At 70.8% G+C, this 23,303-nt stretch carries 28 protein-coding genes; 10 read left to right on the plus strand and 18 right to left on the minus strand.

The window, feature by feature from the left end:
* The first annotated feature begins 47 nt into the window (after window positions 1-47).
* A complete protein-coding gene (msrB, locus tag ACO06I_RS06235) occupies window positions 48-542 on the plus strand; it encodes a peptide-methionine (R)-S-oxide reductase MsrB (protein ID WP_421931720.1) in 495 nt (164 codons plus the stop codon).
* Here msrB and ACO06I_RS06240 read toward each other — a convergent pair.
* From ACO06I_RS06240 to ACO06I_RS06270, 7 genes are all read right to left on the minus strand, one after another.
* Complete coding sequence (locus ACO06I_RS06240; protein WP_421931721.1) at window positions 539-1,348, minus strand: aminoglycoside phosphotransferase family protein; 810 nt, start codon at window positions 1,346-1,348, stop codon at window positions 539-541. The genes msrB and ACO06I_RS06240 overlap by 4 nt on opposite strands.
* 38 nt (window positions 1,349-1,386) lie before the next feature.
* Complete coding sequence (locus ACO06I_RS06245; RefSeq protein WP_421931722.1) at window positions 1,387-2,088, minus strand: BON domain-containing protein; 702 nt, start codon at window positions 2,086-2,088, stop codon at window positions 1,387-1,389.
* Window positions 2,089-2,123: 35 nt separating this feature from the next.
* Window positions 2,124-2,627 carry an ion channel gene (locus ACO06I_RS06250; protein ID WP_421931723.1) on the minus strand — a complete coding sequence of 168 codons (504 nt, stop codon included), beginning with the start codon at window positions 2,625-2,627 and terminating at the stop codon, window positions 2,124-2,126.
* Between the two features lie 65 nt (window positions 2,628-2,692).
* Window positions 2,693-3,541: a BON domain-containing protein gene (locus ACO06I_RS06255; RefSeq protein ID WP_421931724.1), complete on the minus strand. Its 849-nt coding sequence runs from the start codon at window positions 3,539-3,541 to the stop codon at window positions 2,693-2,695.
* 79 nt (window positions 3,542-3,620) lie between these two features.
* On the minus strand, window positions 3,621-5,012 hold the full coding sequence (locus tag ACO06I_RS06260) for an amidase family protein (protein ID WP_421931725.1): 1,392 nt from the start codon (window positions 5,010-5,012) through the stop codon (window positions 3,621-3,623).
* Window positions 5,013-5,104: 92 nt separating this feature from the next.
* Window positions 5,105-6,637, minus strand: coding sequence for an acyl-CoA carboxylase subunit beta (locus ACO06I_RS06265; protein WP_421931726.1), 1,533 nt, complete (start codon window positions 6,635-6,637; stop codon window positions 5,105-5,107).
* A 101-nt stretch (window positions 6,638-6,738) separates the two neighbouring features.
* On the minus strand, window positions 6,739-7,461 hold the full coding sequence (locus ACO06I_RS06270; protein WP_421931727.1) for an ATP12 family chaperone protein: 723 nt from the start codon (window positions 7,459-7,461) through the stop codon (window positions 6,739-6,741).
* 85 nt (window positions 7,462-7,546) lie between these two features.
* Here ACO06I_RS06270 and ACO06I_RS06275 point away from each other — a divergent pair, with 85 nt between their 5' ends.
* From ACO06I_RS06275 to ACO06I_RS06290, 4 genes are read left to right on the plus strand one after another with little or no spacing between them, the layout of a single operon-like run.
* Window positions 7,547-8,980, plus strand: coding sequence for a DUF1800 domain-containing protein (locus ACO06I_RS06275; protein ID WP_421931728.1), 1,434 nt, complete (start codon window positions 7,547-7,549; stop codon window positions 8,978-8,980).
* Window positions 8,977-9,465, plus strand: a complete 489-nt coding sequence (locus tag ACO06I_RS06280) for a DUF1501 domain-containing protein (protein ID WP_421931729.1) — start codon at window positions 8,977-8,979, stop codon at window positions 9,463-9,465. The genes ACO06I_RS06275 and ACO06I_RS06280 overlap by 4 nt, the downstream gene beginning before the upstream one ends.
* Window positions 9,466-9,512: 47 nt before the next feature.
* Window positions 9,513-10,196, plus strand: a complete 684-nt coding sequence (locus tag ACO06I_RS06285) for a DUF1501 domain-containing protein (protein ID WP_421931730.1) — start codon at window positions 9,513-9,515, stop codon at window positions 10,194-10,196.
* A gap of 27 nt (window positions 10,197-10,223) precedes the next feature.
* Window positions 10,224-11,303 carry a winged helix DNA-binding domain-containing protein gene (locus ACO06I_RS06290; protein WP_421931731.1) on the plus strand — a complete coding sequence of 360 codons (1,080 nt, stop codon included), beginning with the start codon at window positions 10,224-10,226 and terminating at the stop codon, window positions 11,301-11,303.
* Here the strand turns inward: ACO06I_RS06290 and panB are convergent.
* The 9 genes from panB to ACO06I_RS06335 all read right to left on the minus strand — a co-directional run bounded on the left by panB (window position 11,300) and on the right by ACO06I_RS06335 (window position 15,799).
* Complete coding sequence (panB, locus tag ACO06I_RS06295; protein WP_421931732.1) at window positions 11,300-12,133, minus strand: 3-methyl-2-oxobutanoate hydroxymethyltransferase; 834 nt, start codon at window positions 12,131-12,133, stop codon at window positions 11,300-11,302. The genes ACO06I_RS06290 and panB overlap by 4 nt on opposite strands.
* Complete coding sequence (locus tag ACO06I_RS06300) at window positions 12,133-12,513, minus strand: hypothetical protein (RefSeq protein ID WP_304700603.1); 381 nt, start codon at window positions 12,511-12,513, stop codon at window positions 12,133-12,135. Before ACO06I_RS06300 ends, panB begins: the two co-directional genes overlap by 1 nt.
* On the minus strand, window positions 12,506-13,087 hold the full coding sequence (locus ACO06I_RS06305; protein ID WP_421931733.1) for an RNA polymerase sigma factor: 582 nt from the start codon (window positions 13,085-13,087) through the stop codon (window positions 12,506-12,508). Before ACO06I_RS06305 ends, ACO06I_RS06300 begins: the two co-directional genes overlap by 8 nt.
* 25 nt (window positions 13,088-13,112) lie before the next feature.
* Window positions 13,113-13,490: a DUF6249 domain-containing protein gene (locus ACO06I_RS06310; protein ID WP_421931734.1), complete on the minus strand. Its 378-nt coding sequence runs from the start codon at window positions 13,488-13,490 to the stop codon at window positions 13,113-13,115.
* Window positions 13,491-13,591: 101 nt separating this feature from the next.
* Window positions 13,592-13,897, minus strand: coding sequence for a hypothetical protein (locus tag ACO06I_RS06315; protein WP_421931735.1), 306 nt, complete (start codon window positions 13,895-13,897; stop codon window positions 13,592-13,594).
* Entirely contained in the window at window positions 13,884-14,396 is a 513-nt protein-coding gene (locus ACO06I_RS06320; protein WP_421931736.1) for an RNA polymerase sigma factor, read from the minus strand. Before ACO06I_RS06320 ends, ACO06I_RS06315 begins: the two co-directional genes overlap by 14 nt.
* Window positions 14,397-14,401: 5 nt before the next feature.
* Window positions 14,402-14,857 carry a hypothetical protein gene (locus ACO06I_RS06325; RefSeq protein ID WP_421931737.1) on the minus strand — a complete coding sequence of 152 codons (456 nt, stop codon included), beginning with the start codon at window positions 14,855-14,857 and terminating at the stop codon, window positions 14,402-14,404.
* Between the two features lie 109 nt (window positions 14,858-14,966).
* The gene (locus tag ACO06I_RS06330; protein ID WP_421931738.1) at window positions 14,967-15,389 is read right to left on the minus strand and encodes a DUF1801 domain-containing protein; all 423 of its coding nucleotides are present in this window, start codon (window positions 15,387-15,389) and stop codon (window positions 14,967-14,969) included.
* A gap of 50 nt (window positions 15,390-15,439) precedes the next feature.
* Window positions 15,440-15,799: an ArsC family reductase gene (locus ACO06I_RS06335; RefSeq protein ID WP_421931739.1), complete on the minus strand. Its 360-nt coding sequence runs from the start codon at window positions 15,797-15,799 to the stop codon at window positions 15,440-15,442.
* A 158-nt stretch (window positions 15,800-15,957) separates the two neighbouring features.
* Between ACO06I_RS06335 and ACO06I_RS06340 the strand changes: the two genes are divergently transcribed.
* From ACO06I_RS06340 to ACO06I_RS06350, 3 genes are all read left to right on the plus strand, one after another.
* Entirely contained in the window at window positions 15,958-16,560 is a 603-nt protein-coding gene (locus ACO06I_RS06340; RefSeq protein ID WP_421931740.1) for an NAD(P)H-dependent oxidoreductase, read from the plus strand.
* A gap of 13 nt (window positions 16,561-16,573) precedes the next feature.
* The gene (locus tag ACO06I_RS06345; RefSeq protein WP_421931741.1) at window positions 16,574-19,222 is read left to right on the plus strand and encodes a GNAT family N-acetyltransferase; all 2,649 of its coding nucleotides are present in this window, start codon (window positions 16,574-16,576) and stop codon (window positions 19,220-19,222) included.
* 104 nt (window positions 19,223-19,326) lie between these two features.
* Window positions 19,327-20,862, plus strand: coding sequence for a M20/M25/M40 family metallo-hydrolase (locus ACO06I_RS06350; protein WP_421931742.1), 1,536 nt, complete (start codon window positions 19,327-19,329; stop codon window positions 20,860-20,862).
* A 6-nt stretch (window positions 20,863-20,868) separates the two neighbouring features.
* On the opposite strand, the gene ACO06I_RS06355 is transcribed toward ACO06I_RS06350, so the two are convergent.
* Both ACO06I_RS06355 and ACO06I_RS06360 read right to left on the minus strand, forming a co-directional pair.
* Complete coding sequence (locus tag ACO06I_RS06355; RefSeq protein ID WP_421931743.1) at window positions 20,869-21,111, minus strand: hypothetical protein; 243 nt, start codon at window positions 21,109-21,111, stop codon at window positions 20,869-20,871.
* 69 nt (window positions 21,112-21,180) lie between these two features.
* Window positions 21,181-21,786 carry a DUF2306 domain-containing protein gene (locus ACO06I_RS06360; RefSeq protein ID WP_421931744.1) on the minus strand — a complete coding sequence of 202 codons (606 nt, stop codon included), beginning with the start codon at window positions 21,784-21,786 and terminating at the stop codon, window positions 21,181-21,183.
* 86 nt (window positions 21,787-21,872) lie between these two features.
* Between ACO06I_RS06360 and ACO06I_RS06365 the strand changes: the two genes are divergently transcribed.
* Both ACO06I_RS06365 and msrA read left to right on the plus strand, forming a co-directional pair.
* Entirely contained in the window at window positions 21,873-22,670 is a 798-nt protein-coding gene (locus tag ACO06I_RS06365; protein ID WP_421931745.1) for a LytTR family DNA-binding domain-containing protein, read from the plus strand.
* A gap of 116 nt (window positions 22,671-22,786) precedes the next feature.
* A complete protein-coding gene (gene msrA, locus ACO06I_RS06370) occupies window positions 22,787-23,293 on the plus strand; it encodes a peptide-methionine (S)-S-oxide reductase MsrA (protein WP_421931746.1) in 507 nt (168 codons plus the stop codon).
* Window positions 23,294-23,303 lie beyond the last annotated feature (10 nt).

Here is a 23,303-nt window from a genome sequence, read left to right on the forward strand (position 1 = left end):
CCCTGGGGTGCTTCCGTACTGTGGGGAGAGACCTTAGATTGGACCCCATGAGCACGCCAGAAGCCACCCTCTCCCCGTCCGGTTTCGACCTGACACCTCCCGACGCAGCGGAACGCAAGCGCCTCGAGGCCCACCTCAGCCGCGAGGAGGCCGATGTGCTGCTGCACCACGGCACCGAGGCCCCCTTCTGCGGCGGCCTGCTGGATAACAAGGAGGACGGCGCCTATTGCTGCCGGCTCTGCGGCCTGCCCCTGTTCCAGGCCAAGACCAAGTTCGAGAGCGGCACCGGCTGGCCGAGCTTCTTCGCCCCCTATGACGAGGCCCATGTGGTGGCGGTGAAGGACGTCAGCTACGGCATGGTCCGCATCGAGACCCGCTGCGCCCGCTGCGACAGCCACCAGGGCCACGTCTTCCCCGACGGCCCGCCGCCGACCCGGCTGCGCTACTGCATCAATTCGGTGTCCCTGGAATTCGTCCAGAACGGCCAGTCCCTGCGCGACCCCCTGCAGCGCGGCGACAACCAGCACGTGGCGACCGCCTAGAGGCCCAGCTCCGCGGCCGCGATCTCGGCGATCTGCAGGGCGCCGGCCGGGTTGTTTCCGTCCGACAGGGTCCAGGCGGCCGACAGGCCCGCATAGGCCAGCAGCCATTGCAGGAGACGCTCAGGCTCCAGCGCGGCGGCCTGGGCCACCACCTCCACCTGCCGGGCGAGGCGGCCCGGCGCCACCGCCGTGGCCCGGTCGGGATTGCACAGCAGGTTGGCGTAGTCGTAGCCCCGGTCGCCGATCAGGCCCTTGGGGTCTATGGCCAGCCAGCCCAGATCCCCGAAGTCCAGGAAGTTGCCGTGGTGGGCGTCGCCGTGCAGGACGCAGACCTCGCGGGGGTCGGCCAGCAGGCGCCGCGACATGTCATAGGCCTTGGTCAGCACCCCGCCGTGGGTCCTGGCGGCCGGCCCCAATTGCCGGAACCAGTCGGGCAAGGGGTTGAGGCTCGACGGAAGGCGGCCCGGCCGGGGCGCGTGCAACCCGTCCAGGGCCGCGCAGATGATGCGGCTGGCCTCGTCGTCCCGGCCGTTCCGGGCCATGTCGGCCAGTGACTGCGTCCCGGTGGCGCGGACCATGAGCAGCGCCTCGCTCGCATGGGCCAGGACCGGGGCCGACCCCTGGCCGTCCCACCAGGTCATCAGGACGCCGCCGGCGATCTCCTCGGGCGCGTGGCTGACCTTGAGCATGGCGGCCACGCCGTTTTGGCGCACCGGCAGGAGCCGTCCGCCAAGGCTGGTGAACGGCTCACCGTCGGGGGTAAGGCCCCAACGGTCGATCCAGGTCTCAAACGTCTCCTCCGACACGCCGCCAGACTAGGGCCAGCGGCGCGTGGAGTCTTCAGTCAGGGTTTCTCGCCTTGCGCCTGGTCGCGCAGGACGGTGTTCTCGCCGAGGGGCGTCGGACCGCGGGCCTCGCCCGGATCGGCCCGCAGATTGTTCTGCACGTGGGTCACCCCGGCGATGTGCTCGATGATGGCCTCGGCATGGTGCTTGGCGCGACGGTCGCTGACCGAGCCGGACAGGGTGACCTCGCCCTCCTGCACCATCACGACGATGCCGGAGGCGTCGATGTGGGGGTCCTCGGTGAGGCGGTCGTGGACGTCCTCGTTGATCCGCTCGTCGCTGCGCCTGTAGCCCTTGGGCCCGAGGCCGCGATGGCTCGCGCGGCCCAGGTCAGCGCCCGGCCAGACCGCGCCGTATTCGGCGCCGTAGGGCAGGTCCGCCGGGCCGTGACGATCCCCGCCGCGCCGGTAGTCCTCGGCCGGACCGCCGCCGCCCACGCCGCCGCGATAGACCCGGTCGCCATAGGACGACACCCGCCGCCCCGGATCGCTGCCGTTCTGACCGTAGCCGCCGGCGCCGTAGCGGGGCCCGGTGAACTCACCGCCGTGTTCGGGACCCGGCCAGGCGGCGCGGATGCTCCGGAAGCTGCGGGCCTCGCCAGGGGCGCCCCCGAGCCCGTCGTCGAGGGGACCGTCGCGCCGCGCGTCGCGGCCGTAGGCCACGTCTTCCCGATCCCACCGATCATCGTATCTGCCGGCCATCTGCGTTCTCCCGTGTTGCGAGGGGCTTTGGCCCTTCAACCCCGGGGCGGGCGGCTTGTTCCGGGGGACCTGGCGCGGCGGGCGATGGCGCCCCTGGGCAGGGGGTGCTCGTCGCTCTCGTTCCACATCAGGTGGTGCAGGATCTGGAACAGGAAGGCGGTGGACCAGCCGATCAGCAGCATGCCGTTGATGGCCTCCAGCACGCCGACGATGCGCCAGCGGGTCGAGAGGATGGCGCCGGTCTCCCCCACGGTGGAGTAGGAGCTGGTGGAGAAATAGAGCGCCTGCTCGAGGTTCGGGAGCATGCCCATCTTCCAGTAGACCAAGGCGTAGAGCCAAATCTCCACCCCGTGCAGGACGAAAAGCCCCAGCACGATGCCCAGGGGCACGACCATGCGGTCCAGGTGGATCCAGCGGGTGAAGCGCTCCAGGTGCAGCCGCAGCACCATCTGCAGGGCGTCGAGGCCGAGCAGATGGATCACCACCGTGGCCGAGACGATGGCGGTCGAGATGAGAAGCTGGTGCGCCAGGGTGTCCATGGCCCCCTAGCGGCCAGGAGTTGGAACCCCGCGCCTTGATCCAGGACAAGGCGCGGGGCGCCGACCTAGCTGTCGTTACGGCGGTCGGCGGCCTTCATCTGGGCGGCCTGGAGGCTGTCGCCGAAGCCGGCGGCGGGCCGGGTGAGGAAGTTGCCCCGATCAACCCGCAGGTTGTTTTGCACGTGGGTCACGCCGGAAATGTCCTCCACCAGGCGCTCGGCGCGGTGCTTGGCCTCGCGTTCGGTGACCGTGCCCGAGAGGGTCACCTCGCCGCCGGAGACCGAGATGGCGATATTGGAGGCGTCCACCCAGGCGTCCTCGGTGAGGCGCTCGTGGGCCTCCTCGGTGATGCGCTCATCGGGGCGCTTGTAGCCCTGGGGGCCCAGGCCCCGGTGCCCGAGGTCCCGACGGGGCGCTTCCGGACGTGGGCCGTCGCGATGGCGGTCGCCGGCGAACCAGGAGGCGACGCTGTCGGCCGCGCGATCGAGGAAGTTGCGCGGCTCGGGGCCGCGATGGTCGCGGTCCCAGCGCTCGGCGCTGTCGCGATAGTAGCGGGCCTCGTCGCCGGCATAGTCGCGGCGGGGGTGGTCGTAGTCCTCGCCATAGGCGGCGCGGTAGGCGCGCTCGCGATCGGCCCCGTCGTGGCCGGAAGCATAGCCCCGGTCGGCGCCGCGAATCGGGGAGCCGAAGCGGCGCGCGCCACCGGCGTATCCGTCACGGGCCTCCCGGGGATCGGTATAGCTGGCGCCGCTCTCACGCTCGCCGAACACCGGGCCCCGAGGACCGCGCTGGAAGCTGCGCGTCTCGCTGGCGCGATAGGGTTCGCGGGGTTCGTCGTCCTCGCCCGGATACCCGCGGCTGAACTGCGCATCGCGCTCGCGCCACTCGCGGTCGTCTTCCCATCTGCCGGCCATGACGTGGTCTCCCTGTGTTGTTGTGGCCAAGGCGGCCTTGCGTTCACAACGGAAGCCGCTTGGGGCCAGTTCCTACGGCTCAGTATCCAGGCGGGCGCTGGAAGCCGCCGAAGGCCTGTTCCAGCAAGCCCGCGAAGCCGATGGTGGTGCGGTCCTCCAGATAGGCTCCGATCACCTGGATCCCGATCGGCAGGCCGCCCTGGCCGAGCCCGATGGGCACGGCGGTGGCCGGCAGGTTGGGCAGGGTCGCCAGGCCCGGCCACGCGAGTTGGCCCCAATAGGGGGTGTCCTGGCCGTCGATCCTGAGGGTGCGGGCGACGGTGTTTTCACTGAGATCATGCGGGAAGGCCACGGTCCCGAAGGCGGGCGCCAACACCACGTCGAAGCGCTCGAACAGCGCCTCCCACTGACGGCGCAGGGCCAACTGGGCGTCCTGCAACCCCATCCAGTCGTGGGCGGAGAGCGCGCCCGGCTGGGGCGGGGCGCCGCGCGACATGGCGCTCCCCAGCATCTGGCCGTAGACCTCCTGCTGGTGGGCGAGGTCGGGTAGCAGGTCGCTGGCATGGGCGACCTCTACCCCCTCCCCGTCCAGCCGCGCGGCCAAGGCGTGGAGGCCCGTCCTGATCTCCTCGGCCAGCACGGCGGCGGGGTGATGGTCGATCACCAGCACGCGATACGCCGCGAGGCCGGCATGGCGCGCGGGCGGCAGATCCAGGCGATAGCCCTTGGCTTCCAGGCCCTCAGGGCCGGCCAGCACCGACAGCGCCAGGTCGAGGTCGGCGGCGGTGCGCGCCAGCGGCCCGAGCACCGCCAGTTCCACCCCGGCTCCCTCCACGCCGGGCGGCGCATGGCCGCGCTGGGGGATCAGGTTGAAGCTGGGCTTGTGGCCATAGACGCCGCAGAACGCAGCGGGGATCCTGATGGAGCCGCCGATGTCGGAGCCGAACTCCAGCGGGACCATGCCGGAGGCCAGGGCCGCGGCCCCCCCGCCCGATGAGCCGCCCGGCGAGCGGTCCAGGTTCCAGGGGTTGCGGGTCTGGCCATAGATCGGATTGGCGCTCTGCCAGTCGCTCAAGAAGGGTGGCACGTTGGTCTTGCCCAGCACGACCGCCCCCGCCGCCTTCAGCCGCGCGACCCCGACGGAATCCTGCGGCGCGATCCAGCTTCCGAAGGCCGGCGAGCCCCAGGTGGTGGGCAGGCCCTCGACATTGTAGGATTCCTTGACCGTCATCGGCACGCCCAGCAGGGGCCGCCGCTCGCCCCGGGCCAGGGCCGCGTCGGCCGCCCTGGCCGCGAGCCGCGCCTCGTCGAAGTCGCGCACCACCACGGCGTTGATGGGGCCGTCGCGGGCCTCGATGCGGGCGATGGCCGCTTCGGTCAGGTCCACGGCGCTCACCTGGCCGGCCGCCAGGGCCCGGCTCACGTCACCGGCCGACGCCCAGGCCAGGTCGTCTGTCAAAGTGTCGGACACCTGCGTCTCCTCCGTTCTGTTGGAGGCAGGTCAGCACCCGGCGCCGCCCCTGTCGAGGGGCGCGCACCAAGACCGCAAGGCGGGTCAAACCCCTACAGCGGGATGTTGTCGTGCTTCTTCCAGGGGTTGGTGAGCACCTTGCCCCGCAGGTTCTTCAGCGAGCGGGCGATGCGCTTGCGGGTGTTGTGGGGCTTGATGACGTCGTCGATATAGCCGCGACTGGCGGCGATGAAGGGGTTGGCGAAGCGGGTCTTGTACTCGGCCTCCCGGGCGGCGATGGCCTCGGGATCGCCGATCTCGGCGCGGAAGATGATCTCCACGGCGCCCTTCGAGCCCATGACGGCGATCTCGGCGGTGGGCCAGGCGTAGTTGACGTCGCCGCGGATGTGCTTGGAGCTCATCACGTCATAGGCCCCGCCATAGGCCTTGCGGGTGATCAGGGTCACCTTGGGCACGGTGGCCTCGGCATAGGCGAACAGCAGCTTGGCGCCGTGGCGGATCAGGCCGCCCTGCTCCTGCTTGGTGCCCGGCATGAAGCCCGGCACGTCGACGAAGGTCACCAGGGGAATCTCGAAGGCGTCGCAGAAGCGCACGAAGCGCGCCGCCTTACGGCTTGAATCGATGTCGAGAACCCCGGCCAGCACCTGGGGCTGGTTGGCGACGACGCCGATGGTTTGGCCGTCCATGCGGGCGAAGCCGCAGATGATGTTCTTGGCGAAGTCGGGGGCGATCTCGAAGAAATCGGCCTCGTCCACGACCTTCAGGATCAGCTCCTTCATGTCGTAGGGCTTGTTGGGATTGGCCGGCACCAGGGTGTCGAGACTCGGTTCGTCGCGATCGACGCTGTCGAAGCTCTCCCGGACAGGCGGCTTCTCGCGGTTGGACAAGGGCAGGAAATCGACCAGCCGCCGGACCTGCGTCAGCGCCTCCAGGTCGTTCTCGAAGGCGCCGTCGGCGACGCCGGACTTCATGGCGTGGACGCGGTAGCCCCCCAGCTCCTCGTGAGTCACCTCCTCGTGGGTCACCGTGCGGACCACGTCGGGGCCGGTGACGTACATGTACGAGGTGTCCTTCACCATGAAGATGAAGTCGGTGATGGCCGGCGAATAGACGTCGCCCCCGGCGCAGGGGCCCATGATCACGCTGATCTGCGGGATGACGCCGCTGGCCAGCGTGTTCTGCAGGAAGATGTCGGCATAGCCGGCCAGGCCGTCGACGCCCTCCTGGATGCGCGCGCCGCCGGCGTCGAACAGGCCGATGATCGGGGCGCCGACCTTCAGGGCCTGCTGCTGCACCTTGACGATCTTCTGGGCGTGGGCGTTGGAAAGAGACCCGCCGAAGACCGTGAAATCCTTGGAGAAGACGAAGACCAGGCGGCCGTTGATATTGCCCCAGCCGGTGACCACCCCGTCGCCGGGCACGCGGTTCTCGGCCATGCCGAAGTCGGTGGCGCGGTGCTCGACGAACATGTCGAACTCCTCGAAGGAGCCCTCGTCCAGCAGCAGGTCCAGGCGCTCGCGGGCCGTCAGCTTGCCCTTGGCGTGCTGGTTCTCGATGCGCCGCTCGCCCCCGCCCATCCGGGCTTCGTTGCGACGCTTCTCAAGCTCCTCGATGATATGCTTCAAGGCCGGCCCCTCTTAACGCTCTGTGCTGGGAGCAAGCCCTAGTCGCGCCCGGAAGCCTGCGCAAGTTCACCGCACGTCAGCCTGCGGACGGGCGCCGCCGGTCAGAGCGCCTTGAACCAGCGCTCCAGCATCTGGGCCTCGACCATGTGGCGGGCGGTGCGCTCGGCCGCCTCGTCGTCGATCCCCCACTTCTCCTCCTGGAAGATCTCGTCCAGGCGCGACAGCTCCAGGGCCTGGACCCCGGTCATCCAGCCCCGAGACAGGCCAAAGGCCAGGACCGCCGAGCCGAACAGGGCCGTGCCGAAGGCTACGCCCGCCAGGCCGAAGTCGTCGAGGGCCAGCGCCATGGCCTTGACCTTGGCCAGGGTCTGCTCCGGCTGGGACTGGTGGACGATGCCGGCGGCGCGGACGAAGGCGACGTCGAACTCGTGCTCGGCGCGCTCCAGCACCGGCTCCCAGTGGCGCACCTGGCGCTCCAGCAGCACGGCCGGGTCCTGGGCGTAGTAGCAGAGCAGGTCGGAGCCGGCGTACTGGGCGATCTGGTCGGCGGTGCCCTCGCGGGCGGCGGGAATGGCGTCGAGGGCGGTGTTGGCCAGGCGGGTGGCGTGCATCAGGGCCAGTTCGATGTGGTCGCCCTGGGCGGCCCATTCCTCGGCCACCAGCTCGGCCAGGGCCCGGGTCGGCAGAACCATCAAGGCGGCCTTGGGGGTGCGCAGGTTGCGGTTGTCGAGCATGACCGCGAAGCCGCCCTCGGCGGGCCCCACGGCGACCTGCTTGTAGAAGCGCCGCGGCTTCTCGCCGGCCTCCTTGAATCCCTTCGCCACATGGTCCTCCAGACGCCAACGACGGAAACCTGTCGTCGTGCGCGTGCAAATGAGCGTTGGATGAGATTTGCGCAAGGAGGCTCGCTTGGCCGATCGCGACCTGGACGCCGCCATCGCCGTCACCCGCTTCGGGCTGGGAGCGCGGCCGGGCGAGATCGCGCAGGCCCGCAGCGACCCGCGTGGCTTCCTGAAGGCTCAGATTCGGCCGGCGGGCGCGGCCCAGCCCCAGGCCGAGCCGGAGAGCGCCCAGGCGCGACTGGCGGAGTTCCGCGCCTACCAGCAGGACCGCCGGGCGATGAAGCAGGCCCAGGGGCCCGACGCCCCCAAGCCCGACCCCCGCGATCCGGTGAAGATGGCCCAGAGGATGCTGCGCGAGGAGACCGGCGCGGACTTCGCCGCCCGCGCGCGGCTGGGCGCCGAAACCCCGGATGGGTTCGCCGAACGCTGGGCCCTGTTCTGGGCCAATCACTTCACGGTCTCGGCCACCAAGCTGATCACCGCCACCATTGTCGGCCCCTTCGAGCAGGAGGCGATCCGGCCCCACGTGTTCGGCAGCTTCGCGACCCTGCTAGGAGCGGCCGAGACCCATCCGGCCATGCTGCTCTACCTGGACCAGGCCCAGTCGGTGGGACCGGGCAGTCCGGCGGCCCAGGTCCTGAAGCGCGGCGGGGGCCGAGGCGGCGGCCTGGCCCAGGCCGGCGGCCGAACCCCGGGCCTGAACGAGAACCTGGCCCGGGAAATCCTGGAACTGCACACCCTTGGCGTGAACGGCGGCTACAGCCAGGCCGACGTCACCGAGTTCGCCCGCGCCATGACCGGCCTGTCGGTGGGCGGGTTGCGGGAGGACCCCAGCCGCGCCGGGGCCGCGGTGTTCCGCGCCGCGGCCCACGAACCGGGCGCCCGCACCGTGCTGGGCAATCGCTATCCCGAGGGCGGCAAGGAGCAGGCCGGCGCCATCCTGGCCGATCTGGCGGCCCGGCCGGAGACCGCCCGGCACATCTGCGGCAAGATCGCCCGCCACTTCGTGGCCGATGACCCGCCGCCGGCCCTGACGGCCCGGCTGGAGCGCCGCTGGCGCGAGACCGGCGGCGACCTGGCCCAGGTGGCCCGGGCCCTGGTGGAGGCGCCCGAAGCCTGGGACCCCGCGCCGGCCAAGTTCAAGACCCCCTACGAGTTCCTGATCTCCAGCTGGCGGGCGGCGGGGGGCGCGCCCCGCGACATCACCGTGCTGGCCCCCGTCCTCAACGCCATGGGTCAGAAGGCCTTCAGCGCCCCCTCCCCCAAGGGCTGGCCGGAGGATGCCGCCGCCTGGACCGCGCCCGACGCCATCGTCAAACGGATGGCCTGGGCCCAGGCCTTCGCCGCCGCCGCGATCCAGGACCGCGATCCGAGGGCGCTGGCCGCCCAGGCCCTGGGGGCGCGGTTGTCGCCGGCCGCCGCCACCGCCATCGCTCGATCCGAAACCCGCGCCGAGGGGTTCGCCCTGTTGCTGATGAGTCCGGAGTTCCAACGCCGATGACCCCCAACCCCACCCGCCGCGCGGCCCTGGCCGCCGCCGCCGGCTTCGGCCTCTCCCTGGACCTGCTGGCTCGCCAGGCCTTCGCGGCCTCGGAAGGCGCCGCCGCGCGGCGCAAGCTGATCGTGGTGATCTGCCGCGGCGGCCTCGACGGCCTGTCGGTGACGCCGCCCGTGGGCGACCCCGACTATCGCGGTCTGCGAGGCGCCATCGCCGTGGATGAGCGCGCCCTGAAGCTCGACGGAACATTCGGCCTGCACCCGTCCCTGGCCGGGGTCCACGCCCTGGCCCAGGCCGGCCAGGCGCGGATCGTCCCGGCGGTGGCGACGCCGGACCGCGCCCGCTCCCATTTCGAGGCGCAGGACGTCCTGGAGAGCGGCGCGGCGGTCGTCTACGGAACCTCCAGCGGCTGGCTGAACCGGGCGCTCACTACCCTGTCCTCGCAGCGCAGGGTCGAGGCCCTGTCGGTGGGCCCACAGCGCCCCTGATCCTGCGGGGACCCGCGCCGGCCTCCTCCTGGTCGCCCGGGCGCGGGGTGGACGCCTCGGCCCGCCTGCCGACCTTGCTGCAGGACCTCTACAAGGACGATCCCGTCCTGGGCCCGGCGCTCGCCCGCGGCCTGGCCACCGAGAGCATGGCCCAGGCGGCCATGACCTCGCTCAGCGGCGAGACCGCCCTGGCCGCGCCGGGCGCCGCGGGCCTGATGCGCCAGGGGACCGACGCCGCCCGCAACCTGGGCGCCACCCTGGCCGGCTTCCTGCGCGAGCCCGGCGGGCCGCAGATCGCCGTGCTCAGCCTGGACGGCTTCGACACCCATGCCGGCCAGACCAACCAGCTGAACGTGCGCCTGGCCTATCTGGACGCGGTGCTGGACGGCCTGCACACCGGCCTGCGGGACGAATGGAAGAACAGCGTGGTGCTGGTGGCGACGGAGTTCGGACGCACGGCGCGGGTCAATGGCACCGGCGGCACCGATCACGGCACGGCCTCCACAGCCCTGGTGCTGGGGGGCGGGCTGAAGCCCGGCGGCATCGTCGGCGACTGGCCCACCCTGAAGAGCTCGGCCCTGTTCGAGGCCCGCGATCTGGCTCCCACCCTGGACATGCGCGGCCTGTTCAAGGGGGTGCTGGCCGACCAATTGGGCGTGGACCGCCGGGCCCTGGACACCACGGTCTTCCCCGACAGCGCCGCGGCCGCGCCGGTGACGGGACTGGTCTAGACGTCCGGCCTCGGCGATCCTCGGCCGATGGCCGAGGAGATTCTGAGCGCCCGGGACCTGAACCGCGCCCTGCTGGCCCGGCAAATGCTGCTGGCGCGCGAGGCGGCGGCGCCCGTCGAGGCCCTGGGCCGGTTGCTGGCCATCCAGGCCCAGCTGCCGCGCACGCCCTTCATCGGCCTCTGGGCGCGGCTGGCGGGGTTCAAGCCCGAGACCCTGCGCCAGGCCATCGCCGACCGCCAGGTGGTGCGCGCCACCGCCATGCGGGGCACGCTCTATCTGATGACCGCCGCGGCCTTCCTGGCCCTGCGTGGCAGCCTGCGCACCGACGAGGCCATGACCCTGCCCGGCGGCGCCAAGACGACGGTGGCCGAGCTGGAGCCCGTCCTGGCCCTTGCGCGGGCCCATTTCGCCGAGCCGAGGGCCTTCGAGAGTTTCCGCGAGGTTCTTGAAAAGGCCGGCTATTCCGACGTTCGCGTCATGGCCTATGCGGCGCGCCAGCTCCTGCCCCTGGTGCAGGCCGCCTCCGACGCCGCCTATGGCTTCGCGCCGGGGGGCGAGTTCGTCCTGACCCAGGCCTATCTGGGCCAGGCGGTCGGCGAGCCCGCGCCGGCCGAGCTGCTGCGCCGCTACCTGGCCGCCTGGGGTCCGGCGACGCCGGCGGACTTCAGCGGCTGGTCGGGCCTGAAGGGCGTCGCCGCCCTGTTCGGTGAGCTGGGGGACGACCTGATCACCGTCCGCGATGAGCGGGGCAAGACCCTCTACGACCTGAAGGACGCCCCGCGGCCCGGGGGCGACACGCCGGCGCCGCCTCGCTTCGTGCCGGATTTCGACGCCGTCACCCAGGGCCACCAGGACCGCGCCCGCATCCTGCCCGCCGAACACGCGCCGAGGATCGCCAGCAAGAACCTGCAGGTGCCGCCGATGCTGCTGGTGGACGGCTTCGTGGCCGGGACCTGGAGGCTGGAGGCCAAGCGCAGGACCGCGACGGTGACCGTCACCGCCTTCGAGACGCTGAGCGACAAGGACCGAAAGGCCGTCGAGGCCGAGGCCGTGGATATGGCCAGGACCTTCGAACCGCAGGCCGAGCCTGTGGTGGTCTTCGCCTAGGTGTTGGCGGCCTTGGCGAAATAGATCTCGGCCGGGCCGGGGAAGTTGCGCTGGCGCACATCGTCGGCATAGGCGGCGACGGCCTTGGAGATCTCGCCCCGCAGGTCGCCGTACCGGCGCACGAACTTGGGCGTCCAGTCGAACAGCCCCAGCATGTCGTCGGTCACCAGGATCTGGCCGTCGCAGCCCGCCGAGGCGCCGATGCCGATGGTGGGGACGGCGATGGTCTCGGTGATCTCGCGGGCCAGGCCCTCGGCCACGCCCTCGACGACGACGGCGAAGGCGCCGGCCGCGGCGGTGGCCTTGGCCTCCTCCAGGATGCGGGCGCGTTCGTCCCCGCCCCGGCCCTTGGCCTTGAAGCCGCCGTCCACCAGCACCGCCTGGGGCCGCAGACCGACATGGCCCATGACCGGCACGCCGCGCTTCACAAGGTATTCGATAGTCTCCACCACCGTCTGGCCGCTCTCGACCTTCACGGCCGAGGCGCCGGTCTCCTTCATGATGCGCACGGCGTTCTCATAGGCGGTCTCCGGCGCGCCCTCGTAGGAGCCGAAGGGCATGTCGACGACCACCATGGCCTTCCTGGAGGTCCGCATCACCGCCTGGCCGTGCAGGATCATCATCTCCATCGTCACGCCCACGGTGTTGGGCAGGCCGTGGACCACCATGCCGACGCTGTCGCCCACCAGCAGCAGGTCGCAGTGCTCGTCGAGCAGCTCGGCCATCGGCGCGGTGTAGGCCGTGAGGCAGACGATGGGCACGCCGCCCTTGCGCGCGGTGATGTCCGGCGCGGCGAGGCGCCGGACGGTCTCCTGACGGTGGGACGACATCAGATCTCCTCGATCACGCGGGTGAGCACGAAGCCCATGGCCAGGACGGCGAGGCCGCTGGCGATCCAGACCACGGTCCAGTCGGACTGCACCATGGCGAACAAGTCCATGCCCGGGCGGGCCTGGGCGATGCCGGCCTGCAGGATGCGCGAGGACCCCTCCGAGGCGTCCTCCACCCGCTGGACGAAGTTGGACATGATCAGCTGGCTCGCGCCGATGACGCCGCCGGCCAGGCCCGCGGCGCCGATGAACCAGCGGCGCAGGTTCCAGCCATAGTTCAGCCGGCGCTCCACGCGCGCGGCGAAGGCGCTCTCGTCCGGGAAGACGGGCGCCTCGGCGAAGAGCCGCTCAAGGCGGCGCTCGAAATCGATCTCAGCCATTGCCGCGCCTCCCCTCAAGCTCCGCGCCCTCAGGCGCCAGTCGCGTTCTGAGCTTCTCCAGACCACGTTTGACATGGGATTTGACCGTTCCAAGCGGCAGATTCAAGGCGTCCGCGGCCTCGGCGTGGGAAAGGCCCGCGCCGTAGCACATGCTCACGCAGAGACGTTCCGCCGCCCCCAAACACTTCATGGCTTCATCCAGATCGATGCGGCCGGCGGCGTCGGGGAGGTGGGCGGTCTGCGCCCCCTCCTCGGCTTCGACGGCCAGGCTCGCCAGGCGCCGTTCGCGCTGCAGGCGCTTCAGGTACTGCCGGGCGGCGATCCGCTTGACCCAGGCGGCGAAGGTCCCCTCGCCCCGGAACTCGGTGATGCTCTCGAAGGCCGCGAGGAAGGCGTCCTGGGCCGTGTCGTCGGCCTCCGCCCCGCCCGCGCCCATCCGGCGCAGGAGGCCCCGCACGGCCGAGCCATGCCGACGGACCAGCTCGCCAAAGGCGCCCCGTTCCCCGGCGGCGGCGAGGGCCGCCAGCTCCACATCGTGGAGGCTCGCATACCGTAGCTGTTGTGCGCCCGACATTGGGCTTGCTCCCCCTGGAACCGGCCTACTTGCCGCGCCCGAAGAACGAGATGGCGATGAAGGCGAGGCCGATGAAACCCGGGAAGGCGGCCATGCCGATCAGCGGATAGAGGGCGTCCGGCTCCTCGAAGCTGATGGCGAAGCCGAAGGCGGCCAAGCCGACGGCGACCCCCAGCCAGATGATGCCGACGCGCAGGTCGCGGGTGGGCGAGGCCGGAGCCTTGATCTTCACATCGCTGGTGATGGCCTCGATCACCTCGGCGGGGATCGGCTGGCCGTGTTCGATCGACGCCTTGAGGGTGTCGTGCAGGCGCGAGCGTTCGCGGCTCTTCAGGTAGCTCGGCACCAGGAACAGCGAGGCGATCGAACCGAAAATGATGAAGACGATGAGGACGGCTTCCATGATGTGGTCTCTCCAGTTGGGGCCGTTTCAGCCCGCTTCTGTAGGGAAAGAGGCTTGCTCGGCTGCGTACAGATGCAAGCGGAGCCATGAAATCTTTGTCATCATCGGAAACTCAAGACCGCTCCGAGCCGTCCGGAGGCCAGGGCCACCACCAGGGCCGCTCCGCCGATGGCCAGGCCGGCGGGGGCCAGGCCCTCCGCCAGGGCGCGCAGGGCCGGCTGCAGCACCGGCCAGAGCATGGCCAGGGCCGCGGCGCCGGCGAGGCTGGCCGCGGCGATGAAGGCCAGTTCCTGCTGGAAGCGCCGGCGCGCCGCCGCCTCCAGCACCCCCGCCGAGAAGGCCGGGTCGCGGGCCGGCGGCAGGTCCTGGGCGAACAGGGCGGCGAGGTGATCGTCAGGCCGGGTCATCGGCTATTCCCAAGGCTTGCAGCAGACGCGCGCGGCCGCGACTGACATGCGATTTCACTGTGCCCTGCGGAAGCGCCAGGATCTGGGCGGCCTCCGCGTGGCTGAAGTCCCCGGCGAGACAGAGGGCGACCGCGGCCCTCTGTTCCACCGGCAGGTCCGCCATGGCCCGGTCCAGGGCCAGGCGGTCGGCCGGATGCGGCGCCTCGGTCGTCGGCGCCGTCTCCTGATAGTCCGCCTCCCGCCGCCTGGCTCGGCGCGCCGAGCGCAGGGCGGTCAGAGTTTTGTTATAGCCGATCCCGCAGAGCCAGGCCCGGACATTGACGTCCGGCGGCAGCTCACCGATCTTCTCCCAGGCGGTCAGGAAGGTCTCCTGGGCCAGGTCGTCGGCCAGGGCCCAGTCGCCGCAGGCCCGGCGCAGGAAGGCCCGCAGCGCCTGCTGGTGGCGCTCGACGAGCCGGGCGATGTCCTGCGTCGGAACATGGCCGCCATCGAACGCCATCGGCGTCACTTGCCTTTGAAGGCGGAGGACAGGAGCGCCAGGGCCAGGTTGGCCGCGGCGATGCAGGTCAGGATGATCGCCACCACCCGGAACGGCCCGACCGTGCCCGGCACGAAGGCGTATTGCGAAGCCACCCAGAAGGCGGCGGCGATGGCGCCGGTGTAGATGGCTGACCGAAACTGCCAGTAGGGACCGTGCCGATAGTAGCGGCGTGCGGCCCGCCGACCGCGACGACCACCATATCGGTCATCGTCATCTTCCCAGACATCGTCCTGCACCTGACGCAGCAGTTCGGGCGGCACGTCCTTGCCCTGGGCCGAATAGGTCTTGATGAGGTCCAGGGCGTCGCGGCTGCGCTGGTAGCTGAGCCAGCGGTCCCAGGCCGCGAAGATGAAGCCGCCGATCGGGAAGATCAGCCACCAGTAGCTGTGGAAGAAGTCCTGCACGGTCGATGTGTCCATGAGCTTGAGCCCCCGAGTGGTTCCGGGGCGGAGGGGTCGTCCGTCCGCCCGTTCATCCCTAGTCGCCGCCGCCACGCCGATCGGATGCGGGCGTGCGAAAAAAGTTGGCTCAGTCCGGCGGATGGGCCGCCGCCGTGCGGGCCAGGCTGTCGGCGACGACCGCCTCCAGGGCGCCCAGGTCCACGCTGGCGAGCCTTTTCAGGTAGAGGCAGCCCTTGCCGGTGGTGAACTTGCCCAGCCGGGCCATCAGGGCCGGATCCTGCCAGCTCGCGCCGACATAGAGGGTCAGCGCCGCCTTGCGGGGCGAGAACCCCACCAGCGGAGCGTCTCCTTGCCGGCCGCTGTCGTAGCGATAGTGATATTGGCCGAAGCCCACGATGCTGGGCCCCCACATCTTCGGCCGATGGCCGCTGACCCGGGCCATCAGCTCGCAAATGGCTCGCGCATCGGCCTGACGTTGCGCCGGCTCGACCGCGGCGAGGAAGGCCTCGACGTCGGCCTGCGTGGGTTGGGTCTTGTTCGGCTGGGCCATCTCCGCCTCCCAGCCAGAAAGTCTAGCAGGGAGACGGCCGGCGCCCAGTCCTAGCCGAAGGAGGCCGCATAGGCATGGGGCGTGAAGCCGACGATGACCCCGCCGCCGACATCCAGGACCGGCCGCCGGATCATGGACGGCTGGCCCAGCATCAGGGCGATGGCCTTGGTCTCGTCGAGGTCGGCCTTGTCGGCCTCCGGCAACTTGCGGAAGGTGGTTCCCGAGCGGTTGAGCAGCAGCTCCCAGCCCACCTGGGCGGCCCAGGTCTCCAGGCGCGCGCGCTCGATGCCGGCGGTCTTGTAGTCGTGGAAGGCGTAGGCGATGCCGTGGTCGTCGAGCCAGGTGCGCGCCTTCTTCATCGTGTCGCAGGCCTTGATGCCGTAGATCGTCACCGACGGGGGTCGCGCCATCTTGAGTTCTCCAAGCTCGCATCGGGTTTGCGTCCTGCGCCCCGACCCGACAAACTGCGCCTGTCCAAACCACGCCCTGTGACTGAGATCAAACCCGGCCGGGGCCGCCCCTGATACTTGTCATCAGCCGGTCTCGCCGGCGCCTTGGGATCGCCGCCATGAAGCATGCCGTTGTCCTCGCCCATCCCAAGCCCGACAGCTTCTGCGCCTCCATCGCACGGACCTGCGTCGAGACCCTGACCGAGCTGGGCCACACCGCGATCCTGCGCGACCTCTACGCCATGGACTTCGACCCGCGCCTGAAGGCGCAGGAACTGCCCACCGACGCCGGATTCCAGGCCGCCGCCGACGTCGCCGCCGAGCGCGGCCTGCTGGCCGGGGTCGACAGCTTCATCTTCGTCTACCCCTTCTGGTTCAACGCGCCCCCGGCGATCCTGAAGGGCTATGTCGACCGGGTCTTCGGCATGCGCTTCGGCTTCGCCCCGGCCTCGGACGGCACCGAGCCCCTGCTGGAGGCCAAGAGCCTGCTGAGCTTCTCCACCTCCGGCGCGCCGGACCAGTGGGTCAATTCCACCGGGGCGCTCAAGGCCCTGATGACGGTGTTCGACTATCACCTGGCCGGAGTCTGCGGCCTGACGGTCCTGGGTCATTCGCACTTTGGCGGCATCGTCCCCAACCTGGCGGAGGACCCGGCCGCCGACATGCTAGACCAGGTCCGCGCCGCCCTGCGCCGCAGCTTCGCGGCGGACGCCTCCGCCTAACCCACCGGTTCCCATGACCACTCGTAACCTCGACGCCCTCTTCGAGCCGCGGGCTATCGCCCTGGTGGGCGCCAGCAACACGCCCCACACCGTGGGCGCGGTCCTGGCGCGCAATCTGCTGGAGAGCGGCTTCAAAGGCCCGGTCCTGGCGGTCAATCCGCACGAGCAGGCGATCCGCTCGACCCTGAGCTACACCTCGGTGGCCGACCTTCCCATCACCCCCGACCTGGCGGTCATCGCCACCCCGGCGCCGGGCGTGCCCCAGATCATCGCCGACCTTGGGGCGCGCGGCTGCCGCGCCGCCGTGGTGATCTCGGCGGGCTTCGCCGCCGGCGAAGGGGGTCTGCGCCAGCAACTGCTGCAGGCCGCCCGGCCTCATCTGCTGCGGATCGTCGGCCCCAACTGCCTGGGATTCATCTCCCCCAAGCGCGGGATCAACGCCAGCTTCGTCCACCTGACCCCGGCCGCCGGCGGCATCGCCCTGGTAGCGCAGTCCGGCGCCGTCACCGCCGCGGCCCTGGACTGGGCCAATAGCCGAGGCTTCGGCTTCTCCCACGTGGTCACCATCGGCGACGCCGCCGATGTCGATTTCGGCGACCTGCTGGACTATCTGGCCCTGGATCCCGAGACCAAGGCGATCCTGCTCTATGTCGAGAGCATCACCGACGCGCGCAAGTTCATGACCGCCGGCCGGATCGCCGCCCGCACCAAGCCGGTGGTGGTGATCAAGGCCGGACGCAGCGCCGCCGGGGCCAAGGCGGCCTTCTCCCACACCGGCGCCCTGGCCGGCTCCGACGCGGTCTATGACGCGGCCTTCCGGCGGGCGGGCATGCTGCGGGTGGGCGAGCTGCGGGAGCTGTTCGACGCCGTCACCACCCTCACCGCCGGCCTCTCGATCCAGGGCGACCGGCTGGCCATCCTCACCAATGGCGGCGGCGCGGGCGTCATGGCGGTCGACGCGCTGGAGGCCCGGGGCGGACGGCTCGCCACCCTGTCGGCGGAGGGGCTGGAACGCCTGGCCGCCGGCCTGCCCGCCAACGCCTCGCGCGGCAATCCGGTGGACATCCTCGGCGACGCCCAGGCCGACCGCTACAGCCTGGCCCTGGAGGTCCTGCTGCAGGAGCCCGAGGCCGACGCCATCCTGGTGCTCAACTGCCCCGTCGCCGTGGCCGACAGCGCCGACGCGGCCCGGGCCGTCGTGGCGACCTACGCCAAGGCCAAGACCAAGCCGCCGATCTTCAGCTGCTGGCTGGGAGACGGCGCCGTGGCCGAGGGCCGCCGTGTGCTGGCCGCCGCCAAGATCCCCACCCACGAGACCCCGGACGAGGCGGTGCGGGCCTTCACCCACCTGGTGGCCCATCGCCAGAACCAGCAGATGCTGCTGCAGACCCCGGCCCTGTCCTCCGGAGTCAGCCGCGATCCCGCCGCGGCGCGCAAGCTGATCGAGGCGGTGCTGGCCTCCGGGCGCACGGAACTGACCGACCCCGAGGCCCGCGAGGTGATGAAGGCCTACGGCGTCCCGGTCATCGAGAGCCGCGCCGCCCCGACGCCGGAGGCCGCAGGCCTCGCCGCCGAGGCGATCGGCGGCCCCGTCGCCCTGAAGATCCTGTCGCGGGACATCAGCCACAAGTCCGATGTCGGCGGCGTGGTCCTGAACCTGACGGGCGCGGACGCGGTGGAAGCCGCCGCCCGCCGGATGCTGGAGACCGTCGCCGCCGCCAAGCCCGAGGCGAAGATCGACGGCTTCAGCCTGGAGGCCATGGTCCAGCGCCCCAAGAGCGAGGAGCTGATCGTCGGCGTCCTGCAGGACGCGGTGTTCGGTCCCGTGGTGCTGTTCGGCCGTGGCGGCGTCGCCGTCGAGGTGGAGGGCGACCGCGCCATCGGCCTGTCCCCGCTGGACGACGTCCTGGCCCGCGAGCTGATCGGCCGCACCCGCATCTCCAAGCGCCTGGCCGGCTATCGCGATCGCCCCCCCGCCGACCTGGCGGCCCTGTCGGAGGTGCTGATCGGGCTTTCGCGCCTGGCCGCCGACCTGCCCGAGGTGGTGGAGCTGGACATCAATCCGCTGCTGGCTGACGCCGACGGGGTGATCGCCCTGGACGCCCGGATCCGCCTGGCCAGGCCCGACCACGCGCCGCGGGCGGCGATCCGCCCCTATCCCGAGGACCTGACCCATTCCGTGACGGTCGGGGACACCGCCCTGACGGTGCGCGCCATCCGGCCCCAGGACGCCCCGCGCCTGATCGAGATGCTGAACCAGAGCACGCCGGAGGACGTGCGCCTGCGCTTCCGCACCGGCTTCCGGCCCCTGCCGGAGAGCTGGGCCCAGCGGCTGTCGCAGATCGACTACGACCGGGAGATGGCCCTGGTGGCGGCGGCGCCCGACGGCGCTATCCTGGGGGTCTCGCGCCTGGCCGGCGACCCTGAGGGGGCGACGGCGGAGTTCGCCCTGATGGTCCGCAGCGACTGGCAGAACCGCGGCCTGGGCCGCCTGCTGCTGCAGGAGCTGCTGGGCTACGCCGCGGCCCGCAAGCTGGTTCAGGTGTGGGGGGAGATCGACCGGGAGAACCGGCCGATGCTGGACATGGCCGCGGCCTTTGGCTTCGAGCGCCACCCGTCCCAGGACCCGTCCCTGACCCGGGTGGTCAAGACCCTGCCCTGACCTGTTCAACCCGCGATCGGCGAACCCCGCTCCGCCAGATCGCCCTTGTCCGTCTCCCGATATCGCCGTCCTAATCCCGTCCGTCATGGCTTGGAGGAATCGGGATGTCGAACCAGCACTCAGGCGCGAGCCTCGTTCCCAACCGCCGCGCGCTGCTGGCCGGCGGCGCCGCGGCCACCCTGTTCGCCCCGGGCCTGGCCTTCGCCGCCAGCGGTGACCTGCCCGCCATCCGCAAGGCCGCCGAGGCGGGATATGCCGCGTCGGTCAAGCGCATCCAGGACTGGATCGCCCTGCCCTCCATCGCCGCGGAGAACCGCGACATGGACAAGGGGGCCGAGTACATGATGGCGCTGGCCAAGGACGCCGGCTTCCAGCATGTCGAGAAGGTGCCCACCGACGGCGCGCCCGGCGTGTTCGCCACCCTGGACGCCGGCGCCAAGCGCTGGATGGGCATCTACTTCATGTACGACGTGAAGCAGTTCGATCCGGCCGAGTGGAGCTCCCCGCCCCTGGAGGCGCGCATCGTCGACAAGCCGGGCTTCGGCAAGGTGATCGTCGGCCGCGGCGCCGTGAACCAGAAGGGCCCGGAGGGCGCCTTCCTGGCCGCCCTGCACGCCATCCGCGCGGCGGGCAAGACATCGCCGGTGAACCTGGTCCTGGTCTGCGAGGGCGAAGAGGAGATCGGCAGCCCGCACTTCCGGCAGATCGTCACCAAGCCCAACGTGCTGGCCGCCCTCAAGAAGTGCGAGGGCGTGATCATCCCGGCCGGCTGGCAGAGCCCCAGCGACGGCGGCGTCACCGTCAATCTGGGCGCCAAGGGCATCGTCGAACTGGAGCTGGTGGCCAGCGGCGCCAAGTGGGGCCGCGGGCCCAAGACCGACATCCACTCCAGTGAGAAGGCCCGCGTCGACAGCCCCGCCTGGCGCCTGGTCCAGGCGCTCTCGACCCTGGTGACGCCGGACGGCAACACCCCGGCCATCGACAACTATTTCGAGAAGGTCCGCCCCCTGACCGCCCGCGAGAAGGAGCTGATCGCGCTGGCCGGCAAGCAGCTCAGCGAGGCCGACGCCAAGAAGGCCCTCGGCGTCGAGCACTTCATCGACGACCTGCCCTGGGAGAAGACCCTGGAGCGCCTGGCCTCCCAGCCGACGGTCAATATCGAGGGGCTGGTGGCCGGCTATACCGGTCCCGGCGGCAAGACCGTGCTGCCCGGTCGGGCCGTGGCCAAGATCGACCTACGCCTGGTGCCCAACCAGACAACCGAGGACTCGGTCGCCAAGATCCGCGCCCACCTGGACAAGCGCGGCTTCAAGGACATCGAGATCAATGTCAGCGGCGGCTACGATCCCACCGAGACCGACGAGAACAGCCGATTGATCAAGGCCGAACTCGCCACCTACAAGCGCAACAATGTCCCCACCACCATCTATCCGCGCCTGGCGGGATCCTGGCCGGGGGCGGTCTTCACCTCGGCCCCCATCAGCCTGCCGGCCGGCCAGTTCGGCCTGGGCCACGGCAGCGGGGCGCATGCGCCCAACGAGTACTACGTGATCGAGTCCAGCAATCCTAAGGTCGAGGGCCTGGTGGGGTCCACCATGAGCTATGTGGACTTCCTCTACGAGATCGCCGCGGCCAAGTAGGTCCGGCTATTTCGCGGTCTTCTGGGCCGTGCGCCAGTCGACGAACTCCGGCCCGTCGACCAGGCCGTCGCCGTTCCTGTCAGCCTTGGCGAAGGCCTCGGGCGGCAGCTTGTAGGCGACCCACTCGGTCTTGCTGATGCGGTCGTCCTTGTTGGTGTCGGCCGGGTGGATGAACCGGCCCTCCGCCGCCAGGGCGGTGGAGGTCAGGCCGAGGGCCGCGAGGCCGGCGAGGATCAGGCGATGGCGCATGGAGGTCTCCGCGTCTGCTTGGGATGCCGAGAGACCACGCGGCTGTGGCCGAAATTCGCCGGCGCGGTGTCAGGCGGGACGCGAGATCCGCAGATAGAGCTCGGCCAGGATCAGGTTGGGGACCCAGCAGAGGAAGCTGATGGCGCGATAGGCCTCCGCCATCGGCAGGCCAGAGACCCCCGCCCCCACGAGGTAGAGCCGCAGGGTGACCGCCGCCAGGGTGAGCGCCCAGGAGCGGATCATCCAGCGGCGGTGGACGATGAGATCCCGCCGCAGGGCCGCGCGCCAGCCCAGGATGTTGGTGGCGAGCCAGAGGACGGCGAGCAGCCCGAAACCCGCCGTGGCGATGGGCCCCGCCGTCGATCCGAAGGCCAGCGGCAGGCCGGCGATCCCCCCCACCAGACAGCTCACCACATAGGCGCGCCCGACCCAGCGGTGCGTTCCGCCACGACGCAGGGCCGGGATGAACTGGAAGGAGCCCAACAGCAGCGCCGTGGCCGCGCCGGCCACGTGCAGGTCGAGCCAGGGCCGGGCGAACAGGTTGGCGACGATGTCGGGCGCCAGAGGCCCCACGCGCGGGAGATAGCGGTAGGAGAACAGCGCCATGGCGATGCTCATGAACGCCGCGAACCTCCACCAGGTCTTCGCCCCTACCTGCCCTACTGTCCTCTGCATCGTCGCCATTCCTCATCTGCCGGAGCGATGACGATTGCCGGGCTGGGCCAGCCTCGGTAGGCCTGTCTTCGCGAGATGTGCAGCAAGTGCGCGAACGGGGCGGCATGGGCGCGGAGGTCGAGAACCGGAGGACGGCGGCAGGCGCACGGCGCTTCCTGATCGACGCCGCGGTGCTGAGCGCCATCGGCCTGTTGCTGGGGGTGCTGGGACCGTTCGGGTCGGAGACCATGCCGGCGCCTTTGAAATACGCCTACTGGCTGACGGTCATCCTGGGCGGCGGGCTGATCGGGGTGGGGCTGGACGAGGCCCTGGGCCGCCGGCTGTCGCCGACCTGGCGCCGCGTGATCGTGGTCTCCGTCTTGATGACGCCGGCCGTGTCCCTGTTCGTGCTGGTGACCGCGCACCTGATGCTGGGCCAGTTCGTCAACTTCCGGGGGTTCGTCCGCCTGATCTGGCAGGTGTTCGTCATCTCCCTTCCGATCATGGCGGTCCACGCGCTGGTCTGGCGTGGACCACAGGTGCGGGTGGAGACCCGCACGGTGATCGAGCCGCCCCTGCCCGAGGCCGAGGCCGCCTTTCTCCGCCGGCTGTCGGCGCGTCGCCGGACCGCGCGGCTGATCGCGGTCGAGGCCCACGACCACTATCTGCGGGTCCACACCGAGGCCGGGGAGGAGCTGATCACCCTGCGCTTCTCCGACGCCCTGGCCGAACTCGCCCGCGCCCACGGCTACCAGGTCCACCGCTCCTGGTGGATCGCCGCCGACGCCATCGAGGCGGTCCGCTGGCGCCGGGGTCAGGGCGAGGCCAGGCTGGCGAACGGCGTCACGGCGCCGGTGAGCCGCACCTACGCCCCGCTGCTGAAGGCGGCCGGCTGGCTGGCCTGAGCGCGCGGGGTTGGATCGAGCCCTCGCCTCCCCCATTTAGGACAAGGGCTCGTGACGCGGGCTTGGCCTGCCGCGACCAGGCTTCTAGGGTCGCCCAAAGCTGAAGGAGAAGATCGATGAGTCAGGAACGTGCGGTGCTGGCCGGCGGCTGCTTCTGGGGCATGCAGGATCTGATCCGCCGCTATGACGGCGTGATCTCCACCCGGGTCGGCTATTCCGGCGGCGACGTGAAGAACGCCACCTATCGCAACCACGGCACCCACGCCGAGGCCATCGAGATCATCTTCGATCCGGCCAAGATCAGCTATCGCGCCCTGCTGGAGTTCTTCTTCCAGATCCACGATCCGACCACCAAGAACCGCCAGGGCAACGACCTGGGCATGAGCTACCGCTCGGCGATCTACTATGCCGACGAGGAGCAGAAGCGCGTGGCCCTGGACACCATCGCCGACGTCGAGGCCTCGGGCCTGTGGCCGGGCAAGGTGGTGACCGAGGTCGAGCCGGTGGGCGACTTCTGGGAAGCCGAGCCGGAGCACCAGGACTACCTGGAGCGCATCCCCAACGGCTACACCTGCCACTTCGTGCGCCCGAACTGGAAACTGCCGGTCCGCGCCCAGGCGTGAGGCGGCGACA

Source organism: Phenylobacterium sp. (assembly GCF_965229015.1).
In the GTDB taxonomy this organism is placed as follows: Bacteria; Pseudomonadota; Alphaproteobacteria; order Caulobacterales; family Caulobacteraceae; genus Phenylobacterium.